Source organism: Dyella sp. SG562, assembly GCF_011759495.1.
GTDB lineage: Bacteria > Pseudomonadota > Gammaproteobacteria > Xanthomonadales > Rhodanobacteraceae > Dyella_D > Dyella_D marensis.
Map to the genome: position 1 here is coordinate 117,807 of NZ_JAAOYS010000005.1, position 12,395 is coordinate 130,201.

Genomic DNA, 12,395 nt, shown 5'->3' on the forward strand with positions numbered 1-12,395 from the left:
CGGCCATCGATCAGGCACTCTGGTAGAGCCATTGCTTCAGCGCCGCTTTTATCTTCGCGTCGGGCCGGCCCAGCCAGGTGAGCTCGTCGCGGCTTTCGTCGGCGCCGCCGTCGTCAAGATCGGACCGGTCGCGGCGGGCCCGCGCGAACACACCCCACATCGCATGGCTCTTCTCGTCGTACGCCAGCACCAGACGCTCGGTGGCGCAGTCGTGCGGCTTGCAGCCGTGCGCGACGAGCAAGGTCCGGCCGTCCGCCCGCATGTCCTTCGCGGGCGCGGCGGTGCCGCCGTCGCGGGTCCAAGCGGGAAGCGCGTTGATTCCGGCGAGCGCCTCGAAGGCGATGGCGAAATCGGCCCGTTCCAGCAGGTCGGACAGATAGGGGCCGAGCACCGATACTTCCGGCCCGGCTCCGTCCGCCGGCTCTGCATCGGCCCACATCGGAAATGCCGCCGATACGCTGCCGCCATGCGCCGGAGCGGCAGGGATGATCGGACTGGCGACCCGCACCCTTACCTCCCGGTCCCCATCGTCCTGCGAGCAGGCGGCGATAGCGAGGACCGAAGCGATCGCGAGAGCCCGAGCGGGCATGTTCATGCTGATTTTCCTTCGACGGCGGATACGGCAGCTTGTTGGTGCAGACTGCGTGAAAAGCACCGCACCATAGCCACCGCCATCGCACCGCGTCGGCAGGAAAATTCCAGTGGCCGCGCCAGGCCGCGGCCGGCATCGGGCATCACTCGGGGTAGTACAGCCTCTTCTTCAAGGCGTCCTTGAACTGATCGTCCGGCTCGCCCAGCCAGCTCAGCTGGTCGTTGCTGCCGTCGCTGACATCGGCCGGCGCTTCGCCCTGGCGCCGCGCGAACACGCCCCACATCGCGTGCGTCTTCTCGTCGTACAGCAGCACGATGCGTTCGCTCGGACAGTCGTGCGGTTTGCAGCCGGCGGCGGCGAGCAGGCTCTTGCCGTCGACCGCGACTTTCTGCGCCGGCGTCGACGTGCCGCCCTGCTCTGTCCAGTCGGGCAGCTCCTTCGCGCCCTTCAGCGCATGGAACGCCGCGGCGAAATCGCTCTGCTGCAGCAGGTCGAACAGATACGGGCCAGCCGAAACCGGCGTGGCGGCGGAAGACGCGGCAGCGGCACTGCTGCCGGGAGCGGGAGCCAGATTGCTCGCGGCTGCGGTGGCGGTGGTGGATAGGGCCGGCGTCGACGGCGAAGTCGCCGGGTTATCCGCGGTGTCGTCCTGCGAGCACGCGGCGACGGCGAGGACCGAGGCGATCACGAGCGCGTGAACGGCATGTTTCATGGCTGCCTCCCTTCGTTATTCGTTCGAAGGACTTCGACCATACGGCGCGAGGGCTGAATCGCCACCCTTGCGGTCCCATGCCGTGAACCAGATCACGTGCATCGTGCGGTTGGGGTTCGCCTGCGGCTCACCCCAACCTACGCCATGCGGTCGGCCGCGGCCACGATCTCCGCTTCGCCCGGCAGGACCAGCAACGCGGCACCGGCCAAAGGCGTGTACGTGTCGGCGCCCACCACGCGCTGCAGCGGCGTGGCGCCGCAACCTCCTTCGACGATGGCGGTGATGATGCCCTCGCCCACGCCGGCGCTGCGGCGGCCTTCGTCGAGCACCAGGATGCGCTTCGCGTTGCGCGCCTGCTCCACGATGAACGCATCGTTGAGCGGCGCCAGCCAGCGCAGGTCCACCACGCGCGTGCGCCAGCCGCGTTTCTGTTCGATCTCGCGCGCGGCGCGCAGCGCCATCGGCACGCCGTTGCCGAAGGTGAACACCACCAGGTCGTCGGCGTCCTGTTCGTAGACGCGGCCCTCGCCCAGCGGCAGCGCCTCGCCCGGGGCGGGATAGGCGTACTGCCACAGGCCGTCGCCGGCTTCGTACAGGTCCTTGGTCATGTACAGCGCGATCGGCTCCAGGAAGGCGCACACGCGCCCGTCCACCTTGGCCAGCGCCATCAGCGTGCGCAGCATGGCCGCTGCGTCGTCGCCGCGGCTGGGGCAGCCCACCACCAGGCCGGGGATGTCGCGCAGCGCGGCGATCGAGTTGTCGTTGTGGAAGTGGCCGCCGAAGCCCTTCTGGTAGCCCAGCGAGGCCACGCGCATCACCAGCGGATTGCGGTACTGGTCGTTGGAGAAGAACTGCAGGCTGCAGGCTTCGCCGCGGATCTGGTCGCAGGCGTTGTGGAAATACGCCAGGTACTGGATTTCCGGCATGGGCAGCATGCCCATGTTGGCGTAGCCCTGGGCCAGGCCCAGGATCACCGTTTCGTCGAGCAGCGTGTTGAACACGCGGTTGCCCTTGAAGGTCTTGAACAGGCCCTTGGTCACCGTGTACACGCCGCCCTTCAGCGCCACGTCCTCGCCGAACAGCAGCGACTCCGGATACTTCGCCATCACGTCGTGCAGCGCCTGGCCGATCTGGATCGCCAGATGGCGCGGCGGCTGCTTCTCCGGCAGCTTCTCTTCGCCGCCGAACACCTCGGCGCGGCGCGCGGCGTAATCGGCGCGTTCGGCTTCGGCCTTCACCGCGGCCGGCGTGTACGGCGCCAGCGGCTTCATCACTTCGGCCAGCGTGCCCAGGCGCGGACGGCGGTCGGCATCTTCGGCGGCGGCGAAGCACTGCTTGCGCGTGGCTTCGTACAGCTCCAGCAGCGACTCGCGCGTGTACAGGCCCGAAGCGAGCGCGATCTCGGCCGAGCGCAGCAGCGGGTCGGTAGCTTCCAGCGCGAACAGCTCCTCCACGCTGCGCCACTCGATCTCGAAATCGGTGCCGGCGTGGCCCATCACGCGCGTGGTGCGCAGATGCAGGAAGGTCGGGCGGCGCGTGCGGCGGCAGTGCTCCACCGCGGCCTGCACCTGGCCGTAGCCTTCGGCCAGGTCCAGGCCGTCGGCGTAGAAATAATCAAGGTCCGGGCGCCGGCTGAAATTGTTGGCGATCCAGCCGCTGGGCGTCTTCACCGAGATGCCGATGCCGTTGTCCTCGCACACGAACAGCACCGGCGCAGGCAGCTTCTGGTAGGCCGTCCACCCTGCCGCGTTGAACGCGGTCTGCGCGGTGGCGTGATTGGAGGAGGCGTCGCCGAAGGAGCAGATCGCGATGCTGTCCTCCGGCACCGGCAGCGTGTGGCCGATGCGGCGCGCCTGTTCGATCGCCACCGCGGTGCCGAAGGCTTTCGGCAGATGCGAGGCGATGGTCGAGGTCTGCGGCAGCACCCACAGCGGCTTGCTGCCCCACACCTTGTGGCGGCCGCCGGAGGCGGGGTCTTCCATGCTGGCGGCGAAGGACAGCGCCGAATCCATCACCGGATCCATGCCCGGCAGCTTGCGGAAGCGCTCGGCCATGAAGCCGCCGGAGCGGTAATGCAGGAAGGCCGGATCGGTATGGCGGGTGAGCCGCGCCACCATCGCATTGCCTTCGTGGCCGCTGGAGCCGATGGTGTAGAACACCTTGTTCTGCACGCGCAGCACGCGGGCCATCAGGTCCAGATGGCGCGAGATCAGCTGCGAGCCGAGCAGGTCGCGGAAGCCCTGCGCGTCCAGCGCGCTGCCTGGCAGCACCGGCTCGCCGTCGCGCGGCGCGGCCTGCGCCTGGCCCTGCCAGAGCTGTACGAACTCGATGAAGTTCTGGTCGACGATCTCGGCGCGGTTGAAGCCTTTGTGGCGGGCATTCAGGGAGAACGGAAGCGCGGTCATGGCGTGTCGGGTTCGGTAGGAAGGGAAAGAAGGAAACGCTGGCGTCAGCTCGCGGTGCCCGGCAATGCGCGCAGCAGCGCGGCGCGATGCAGGTCTTTCGGGCGGGCGAAGCTTTCGAGGATGCGGATCTGTTCGGGGATGCTGGGCACGGGCACGTCCAGGCCGGCGACGCGCACCTGCACGGTCTCGTGCACCGCCACCGGCTGCCAGCCCTGCCCCGCGTTGAGTTCCAGCGCACCCATCACTTCCACCGGCATGCCGGGGAAGCGGAAGCGGGCGAAGAGCGAGCGGAAGCGTTCGGCGCCGGCGGGTTCGTAGCCGGCTTCGAGGCGGTCGCGCCAGGCGTCCGTGAGGCGCGCGGCATCGGCGGCGCTGGTGAGCAGGTCGAGGTCGGCCACGCTGACATCGGCGCCGGCCAGGCGGGCGGCGGCGCTGCCGATCAGCTGCCAGGGGTCGCGGCACAGCCGCCGCAGCTGCGGCACGGCGTCGAGGATCACCTGCTCCAGTGCGTCGCGCATGCGGCTCGTCAGGCGCGCCGGCGGCGGCGCCACTCCTCGCGGCTCTGGCCCCAGATATCGATGGCCACGTCCTGGAACGGCTCCGGCAGGCGGCCCGGGCCGCGCTTGCGCGAACCCAGGCGCATGGCCAGCGCCTGCGAGGCGGTGTTGGCGGGGTCGATGCTGTGGATCACGTCGGTCCAGCCCAGATGCTCGAAGGCCCAGTCCATCGCCGCCGCCGCGCCCTCCGCCGCATAGCCCTTGCCCCAGGCCGCGCGCGCCAGGCCCCAGCCCACTTCGGGGCCGGGCCAGCCTTCCGGCTGCCAGGGGCCGAGCCGGCCCAGCCACTGGCCGGTGGCCTTCTCGATCACCGAGAACATGCCGTAGCCCTGGATCGACCAGGCCCCGACCATGGTCAGGAACCCGCGCCAGGCCACCGCGCGCGGCTGCTGACCGCCGATGAAGCGGGCCGATTCCGCATCGGCCATGTTCGCGGCCCAGCCGTCGAAATCCTCGGCCCGCGGCGGACGCAGCAGCAGGCGCTCGGTTTCGATGCGCAGTTCGACCCAGGCGGTATCCGGCGCCCCCATCGGCGTCAGAACGCGTTGATGCCGGTGAGCTCGCGGCCCACCACCAGCTGGTGCACGGTTTCCGTGCCCTCGTAGGTGATCACCGATTCCAGGTTCAGCGCATGGCGGATCGCCACGTGCTCGGTGGTGATGCCGGCGCCGCCCAGGATGTCGCGGCATTCGCGCGCGATGTCGATGGCCATGCGGCAGTTGTTCCACTTGGCCAGCGAGACCTGGGTCGGCTGCATGGTGCCGGCGTCCTTCAGGCGGCCCAGCTGCAGCGACAGCAGCTGCGCCATGGTGATGCGGCGGGCCATCTCGGCCATCTTCAGCTGCACCGCCTGATTCGAGGCCAGCGGCCGGCCGAACAGCATGCGCTCCTGGGTGTAGTCCAGTACTTCCCTGAGGCAGGCCTGGGCGGCGCCGATCGGGCCCCAGGTGATGCCGTAGCGGGCCTGGGTGAGGCAGCCCAGCGGGCCCTTCAGGCCTTTTACGTTGGGCAGGCGGTTGGCTTCGGGCACGCGCACGTTGTCGAAGAACAGCGCCGAGGTGACCGAGGCGCGCAGGCTCATCTTCTTGTGCACTTCCTGGGCGGTGAAGCCCTGGGTGCCGGTGGGCACGATAAAGCCCTGGATGCCGTCCTCGGTCTGCGCCCACACGATGGCGATGTGCGCCAGGTTGCCGTTGGTGATCCACATCTTGGCGCCGTTGATGACCCAGTCGCCGCCATCCTTTTTGGCGTTGGTCTTCATATTGGCCGGGTCCGAGCCGCCGTGCGGCTCGGTGAGGCCGAAGCAGCCGATGATCTCGCCGGCGGCCATCTTCGGCAGGTAATGCAGCTTCTGCTCCTCGGTGCCGTAGGCGTAGATGGGGTACATGCACAGCGAGCTCTGCACCGAGGCGAAGCTGCGCAGGCCCGAATCGCCACGCTCCAGCTCCTGGCAGATCAGGCCGTAGCTGACCCCGTTCATGCCGGCGCAGCCGTATTTCTCCGGAAGGGTGGCGCCCAGCAGGCCCAGGCTGGCGATGTCCGGCACCAGTTCCTTGGGGAAGCGGCCCTGGTCGAACGCGTCGCCGATGATCGGCAGCACGCGCTCGTCCACGAAGCGGCCCACGGTGTCTTGCACCATGCGCTCCTCGTCGGTGAGCAGCGAGCGGACGTCGTACAGGTCGAGCGGGTTCAGGCGGGCGGACATGCGGATGTTCCGTGCGGTCGGTGGGAAGCCGCCGATTCTAGCGGGGCGGCTCGCCCGGGGTCATGACGAGGTGCAGCAGATGGCGCAACGGTTGCCGTAGGTTGGGGTGAGCGCAGCGAACCCCAACGCCGCGCACCGTTGGGGTTCGCTGCGCTCACCCCAACCTACGCCGGGCTTTGGCTGTCATTGGGCATGCAAGCCATGGGACCATGGCCCTTTCCCCCGCCGCCTTCCCCTTCCCCATGCTCAAAGGCGTCCTCCTCGGCTTCGCCTGCTACGCCGCCTACGCGATCAGCGATGCCTTCGTGAAATCCCTGCACGGCGGCCTGCCGGCCTTCGAGGCGGTGTTCTTCGGCGCCGTGCTGATGCTCAGCGCCCTGCCCTTGATCCGGCGGCCGGGGGACCGCTGGATCGAGGTGTTCCAGGCCCGCAAGCCGTCGCTGTGGTGGATCCGGGCGGTTTCCGGCGCCGTCTGCAATATCACTGCCGTGATCGCCTTTACCGCGCTGCCGATGGCCGAGGCCTTCGCGCTGATCTTTCTGTTGCCGATCTTCGTCACCTTGCTGTCGGTGCTGTTCCTGAAGGAGCACGTGGGCTGGCGCCGCTGGTCGGCGGTGGTGGCGGGCTTCCTGGGGGTGCTGGTGGTGCTGCGGCCGGGCTTCCGCGCGCTCGGCGTCGGGCACCTGGCGGCCATGACCTGCGGCCTGTTCGGCGCGGTGTCGGTGGTGGCGCTGCGCATGGCCGGCGCGCACGAGAAGCGCATCAGCCTGTACGGCGCCGGCGTGATCGGCCCGCTGCTGGCGGGCGGCGTGCTGATGCTGCCGCATTTCGTCTGGCCCGATGCCCATCAATGGCTGCTGCTGGCCGGCTATGGCCTGCTCGCCGGACTGGCCGGCGTGCTGCTGATGCTGGCGACCCAGCATGCGCCGGCCAACCGGGTGGCGCCGACCCAGTACAGCCAGATGCTATGGGCGATCGGCTTCGGCTACTGGCTGTTCGGCGACCGGCTGGACTGGCCGATGCTGATCGGCATCGGGCTGATCCTGGGGTCGGGGCTGTTCACGCTGGTGCGCGAGGAGCGCGTCACGCCGTGGTGGCGGCGAACGAAGCTGGTCTAGTTCATATCTCGCGCGGGGGGCCCGCGCTCAGCTTCATATCGCGCGGCAGGCCCGCGCTCAGCTGTTGCTGACCCCGTGCGGCACGTGCCCCGCCGCCACGTATCTGCGCGCGGACTCGATATTGGCCGGTGAGTCGTCGAAGAAGATGTCCGCGCCGAAGGCTTCCAGGAACGGGCCCTTGTCGCGTCCGCCGAGGAACAGCGCTTCGTCGATACGCACGCCCCAGCGGCGCAGCGTGAGGATCACGCGCTTGTGCGCCGGCGCGGAGCGTGCGGTGACCAGTGCGGTGCGGATCGGCGAGGTCTCCGCCGGAAACGCCGCCTGCAGCCGATGCACCGCCGTGAGAAAGCCGCGGAACGGCCCGACCGACAGCGACTCCTCCGCCCGCTCGCGTTCGTTGCGGTGGAATGCATCCAGCCCTTCCTCGCGCGACACCCGCTCGCCTTCGTCGCCGAAGATCACCGCATCGCCGTCGAAGGCGATGCGCAGCTGCTCGGTCGCACGCGGCGGCGCCACCGACGGCAGGATGGTGGCGGCGGCCACGCCGGCGGCGAGCGCGCGGCCGACGTCCTCGGCGTTGGCGGACAGGAACAGGTCGGTCTTGAACGGCGCGATGTAGTCCGACGTCGGCGCACCGCTGGTGAATGCCGCGCGGCTGATGTCCAGGCCGTAATGCTGGATCGCATTGAAGATGCGCAGCCCCGTATCGCCGGAATTGCGCGACAGCAGGATCACTTCCACCGGCGGCACATTGCCGCCGAGCTTGTTCAAGCCCAGCAGCTTCTGCACCAGCGGGAAGGCCACGCCGGGCTTGAGAATCTCGTTCTCGTGGTCGATCTGGAATGCGCGGTAGGCATCGAGCCCGTCGCGCTCGAACAGCGCGTGGCTGTCGCCGAGGTCGAACAAGGCGCGCGAGGAAATCGCCACCACCAGGCGGTTGTCGCTGGCGGCTTGCGGATCGTGGGCGTCGGGGTGCGGGGTGGTCATGGTGTGCTTGTACAAGTGATCAGTCCGGCGCGAACTGCTCGTCGAGGATGCGCTGCTCCAGATTGTGCTCCGGATCGAACAGCAGGCGCACGCCCGGCCCCGCCGACTGCCTGACCGTCACCTCGCGCACGTCGCGCACTTCGTGGAAATCCGCGGTAGCGCTGACCGGCCGCTTGTTCGGATCGAGCACGCGCAGGCTGACCTGGGTGCGGTGCGGCAGGATCGCCCCGCGCCAGCGGCGCGGGCGGAACGGGCTGATCGGGGTGAGCGCCAGTACGTTGGCGTCCAGCGGCAGGATCGGGCCGTGCGCGGAAAGGTTGTAGGCGGTGGAACCGGCTGGCGTGGAAACCAGGATGCCGTCGCACACCAGCGCATCCAGCTTCACGGTTTCGTTGAGCTTGATTTCCAGATGCGCGGCCTGGTTGCTCTGGCGCAACAGCGAGACTTCGTTGAAGGCCAGCGCGTGGTGCTTCTCGCCCTTGGCGCAGACCACGTCCATCTCCAGCGGATACAGCACCGCCGCATGTGCCCGCTCGATGCGCCCGGGCAGATCGTCCACGCGATGCTTGTTCATCAGGAAGCCGACGCGGCCCAGCTTCATGCCGTAAACCGGAATGTCCAGCGGCAGATGCGCATGCAAGGTGCGCAGCATGAAGCCGTCGCCCCCCAAGGCCACGATCGCCTGCGCCTGCTCCGGCGGCACCTCGCCGTAACGCTCCACCAGTTTGCGCCGCGCCTGCTGGGCGACCGAGGTTTCGCTGGCGACGAAGGCGTAGGCCATGGGGGCGTGGGCGGCGGTGGATGGGCCGCCAGTTGAGCCTAGATGGGCGACAGGCGCAAGGGCTGGCGCCGCCCGCGACAGGCCAGTCCTGGTTTTTTCCGGTTCATTGCCGCTGAGCGGATTTCTACGATGCACATCCCTCATCGCACCCGGCGTGCGTGCGCGAGGTTCCTTCGATGCCCAGCTACCGCCAGGTGTGCGGTAGGCGTTGGCGCGTGCACGCGCATTCGAATCAAGTGGAGATGCTTTAAGTGAATACGATCTACAAGGTTGTACGGAGTGCTTCGACCGGCAAGTGGGTGGTGGCGTCGGAATTGGCCAAGGGGCGCACGAAGAAGGCTTCGAAAGCCATCGCTGCAATGGCGATCACCATCCTCGGATTCAGTGCGAATCTCGCCTTGGCCGAAACAGATGGCGCGACGGAGCATGCAGCAACATCCTGTACTACAACCGACGGCAAGCCCGGGACCATCAACGCACAGAATGTATGTGCGGCCCGCAATAGCCCAAATTCAGCTGCACGTGCACCACGGACCATTGCGTCACGCGCGGCGCTCGACGATGGATTCATCAAAGTCAATGGCAATACAAGTGCAAGCTCAACCACCCCGGCCACTGCAAACGGTTCTGGAGCGATTGCCATTGGTGACGCTGCTCAGTCAGGCGCGTCGAGCGGAACTGTCGACACGGTAGCCATCGGCATTTCATCCAGGGCTATAGGACGCACCTCCATCGCTCTCGGCAGGGCGGCCTCGTCAAGCGGAATCCAGTCTACGGCCATAGGCAACGAAGCATCGTCGGCTGCCACCAACTCTCTCGCCTTCGGCGCAAGTTCATCAGTTGACTCGACCTCCACGGGTGCCATCGCGCTCGGCGCCGGAGCCTCCGTAGCCGCGAACGCAGCTAACTCGGTTGCACTCGGCAACAATTCGACGGTCGGCGCCGCCAATACCGTGTCGGTTGGCAACTCCACGACCAAGCGCACTATAGTCAATATGGGCAACGGCGTGAGCGCTAACGACGCCGTCAACGTCAGCCAGCTTTCGCCGGTGGTGACCGCCCTGGGCGGCGGTGCCACGATCGACGCCACCACCGGCGTCGTTACGGGCCCGACCTACATCCTGACCAATGGCGGCACGCAGACCACGGTGGGTGGTGCGCTGAGCAGTCTGGATACGGCCATCACCAACTACAACAAGTATTACAAGGTGAATACCTACAGCAGTGCGGCGGATGCGGTTGCCAATGGCACCGGCGCCATTGCGATCGGTGCCGGTGCAGTAGCAGGGGCTGCCGGCGGCGGCGCCACGGATTCGATCGCGATCGGCCTTAACGCTCAAGCGGACGGCACGCAGTCGCTTGCATTGGGCCGGACTTCCCGCGCCAGCGGGGTACGCGCGGTAGCCCTCTCCGACAGCGCCAACGCTGCGGCTGACAACTCGCTGGCGGTCGGCTACAACGCTTCGGTGGCTGCCACCTCCAGTGGCGGCATGGCGCTCGGCGCCAACAGTTCGGTAGGCGCGAACGCAGCCAATTCTGTCGCCCTGGGCTATGGCTCGGTCGCCGACCAAGCCAATACGATCTCCGTGGGCACCAGCACCGCGCAGCGCAAGATCGTGAATGTGGCTGCCGGCGAGCTGTCCGCCTCCAGCCACGACGTGGTGATCGGTTCGCAGCTCTACACCACCAACCAGAACGTCACCAACCTGCAGAACCAGATCAGCAACGGCTCGGTCGGCCTGGTGCAGCAGGATGCCACCAGCAAGAAGATCACCGTGGCCTCGGGCGTCGACGGCGATACGGTGGACTTCTCCGGCACGAAGGACGGCGCCACGATCTCGCGCAAGATCACCGGCGTCAGCGACGGCGAAGTGTCCGCCACCAGCAAGGATGCGGTGAACGGCTCGCAGCTGTACGCCATCGACAACAGAGTGATGACCAACGAAAGCGACATCCTCGCACTGCAGAACGGCACAACCGGTCTGGTCAAGCAGGATGCCACCACCCAGGCAATCTCCGTGGGCGCGAGCAGCGGTGGCACTAGCATCAACTTCGCTAACAGCACGGGCGCCGGCCGCGTGCTGAGCGGCATCGCCAACGGCGTCGCCGACAGCGATGCGGTGACCATCGCGCAGCTGAAGGCCGCCGGCCTGGTCGACGGCAACGGCAAGTCGCTGCTGGCGCTGGTCTACGACGACCTGACCATGGGCAGCGCCATGCTCGGCGGCAGCAAGGGTACGGTGATCCGCAACCTGGCCAACGGCTCGGTGGCGCACGGCAGCATGGAAGCGATCAACGGCGGCCAGCTGTTCGACTTCCAACAGGACGTGCGGAACCAGATGAATGCGCTCAACGGGCAGATCAATGCGCTGAACGACCAGGTGAGCCATATCCAGGAAGGCATCAACAACGGCTCGATCGGCGGCACCGGCACCGGTGGCGACAGTGCCTCGCTGGGCGTGGGCGCCAATGCGTCCGGCGATCACAGCACGGCGGTGGGCACGGGCTCGAACGCGTCCGGCGCCGGCAGCACGGCCACCGGCGCGGGCTCCAGCGCCTCCGGCGACAACAGCACGGCCAATGGCGCCAACGCCATCGCCTCGGGCGGCAACAGCACCGCCAATGGCAACGGCGCGCAGGCCACCGGCAACGACAGCACGGCCAGCGGCGCTCATGCCATCGCCTCGGGCGAGGGCTCGACCGCCAACGGCACTAATGCAGTGGCCTCCGGCAACAACAGCACGGCACTGGGTTCCAACAGCAGTGCCACCGGCAGCAACTCGGTGGCCCTGGGCGCCAATTCCAGCGCCGACCGCGACAACACCGTGTCGGTCGGCTCGGCAGGCAACGAACGCCAGATCACCAATGTCGCCGCCGGCACCCAGGCTACCGACGCCGCCAACTGGGGCCAGGTGCAGGACGCCGTGCACGGCGTGCAGGATTGGGCGACCCGCCGCTTCGAGCAGGTCGACGGCCGCATCGACCGCATGGGTGCGATGGGCGCCGCCTATTCGCAGATGGCCTTCAGCGCGACGGGGGTGAACACGCCCAACCGCGTCGGTGTGGGCGTGGGCATGCAGGGTGGCAAGTCGGCGGTGGCGCTGGGTGTGTCGCACCAGTTCTCGCCGAACGTCAACGTGTCCTTCGGCGGTTCGGCGTCCGGCAAGGAGGCCTCGGTAGGCGCGGGCATGGCCATCGGCTGGTAAGCAGCAGCAAGCGAGGGCAGTCCCTTGGGCCGGCATCGAAAGATGCCGGCCTTTTTTTGCGTCCGGCATTCGGCGGTTATCCGTTTGGCTCCATTCCGGTACGCGCGAGGGCGGTTCTGCGAATGGCGCGACCACCGTCACCGCCGTCAGCCGGCGCACGGACGAGCATGGCCACGCTGCTGCCGACTGGGCAGGGGACATGCCACTCGTGGGGGCAAGACACGAGCAAGCGAACATGGCCAGCGGCAGCAGCGCTTATCGCGAACAACCCGTCGCCCGGCGCCTTGCGCCCGCGCGGCGGCGTTGCGCGCCCTCTCCAAGCACCGTTCACC

Annotated in this window: 11 protein-coding genes; 2 read left to right on the forward strand and 9 right to left on the reverse strand. The window is 68.0% G+C overall.

The features are described from left to right. Positions 1-10: 10 nt before the first annotated feature. The 6 genes from FHW84_RS11575 to FHW84_RS11600 form a co-directional block, all read right to left on the reverse strand. Positions 11-595: an Ivy family c-type lysozyme inhibitor gene (locus FHW84_RS11575; protein ID WP_167255599.1), complete on the reverse strand. Its 585-nt coding sequence runs from the start codon at positions 593-595 to the stop codon at positions 11-13. A gap of 139 nt (positions 596-734) precedes the next feature. After that, entirely contained in the window at positions 735-1,304 is a 570-nt protein-coding gene (locus FHW84_RS11580; protein WP_167255601.1) for an Ivy family c-type lysozyme inhibitor, read from the reverse strand. Between the two features lie 137 nt (positions 1,305-1,441). After that, positions 1,442-3,709, reverse strand: coding sequence for a thiamine pyrophosphate-dependent enzyme (locus FHW84_RS11585; RefSeq protein ID WP_167255603.1), 2,268 nt, complete (start codon positions 3,707-3,709; stop codon positions 1,442-1,444). A gap of 44 nt (positions 3,710-3,753) precedes the next feature. Beyond that, positions 3,754-4,227: a hypothetical protein gene (locus FHW84_RS11590; RefSeq protein ID WP_167255605.1), complete on the reverse strand. Its 474-nt coding sequence runs from the start codon at positions 4,225-4,227 to the stop codon at positions 3,754-3,756. 8 nt (positions 4,228-4,235) lie between these two features. Next, positions 4,236-4,796: a GNAT family N-acetyltransferase gene (locus FHW84_RS11595; RefSeq protein ID WP_167255607.1), complete on the reverse strand. Its 561-nt coding sequence runs from the start codon at positions 4,794-4,796 to the stop codon at positions 4,236-4,238. Between the two features lie 5 nt (positions 4,797-4,801). Further along, on the reverse strand, positions 4,802-5,971 hold the full coding sequence (locus FHW84_RS11600; RefSeq protein ID WP_167255609.1) for an acyl-CoA dehydrogenase family protein: 1,170 nt from the start codon (positions 5,969-5,971) through the stop codon (positions 4,802-4,804). Between the two features lie 242 nt (positions 5,972-6,213). Between FHW84_RS11600 and FHW84_RS11605 the strand changes: the two genes are divergently transcribed. Continuing rightward, positions 6,214-7,089: a DMT family transporter gene (locus tag FHW84_RS11605; protein ID WP_167256013.1), complete on the forward strand. Its 876-nt coding sequence runs from the start codon at positions 6,214-6,216 to the stop codon at positions 7,087-7,089. 57 nt (positions 7,090-7,146) lie between these two features. On the opposite strand, the gene FHW84_RS11610 is transcribed toward FHW84_RS11605, so the two are convergent. From FHW84_RS11610 to FHW84_RS23255, 3 genes are all read right to left on the reverse strand, one after another. Beyond that, positions 7,147-8,076: a 5'-nucleotidase gene (locus FHW84_RS11610; protein ID WP_167255611.1), complete on the reverse strand. Its 930-nt coding sequence runs from the start codon at positions 8,074-8,076 to the stop codon at positions 7,147-7,149. 19 nt (positions 8,077-8,095) lie between these two features. Beyond that, positions 8,096-8,857, reverse strand: a complete 762-nt coding sequence (locus FHW84_RS11615; RefSeq protein ID WP_167255613.1) for an NAD kinase — start codon at positions 8,855-8,857, stop codon at positions 8,096-8,098. A 262-nt stretch (positions 8,858-9,119) separates the two neighbouring features. Continuing rightward, entirely contained in the window at positions 9,120-9,500 is a 381-nt protein-coding gene (locus FHW84_RS23255; protein ID WP_243868077.1) for a hypothetical protein, read from the reverse strand. Positions 9,501-9,852: 352 nt separating this feature from the next. On the opposite strand from FHW84_RS23255, the gene FHW84_RS11620 reads away from it, so the two are divergent. After that, positions 9,853-12,063 carry a YadA-like family protein gene (locus FHW84_RS11620; protein ID WP_243868083.1) on the forward strand — a complete coding sequence of 737 codons (2,211 nt, stop codon included), beginning with the start codon at positions 9,853-9,855 and terminating at the stop codon, positions 12,061-12,063. Positions 12,064-12,395: the final 332 nt, after the last annotated feature.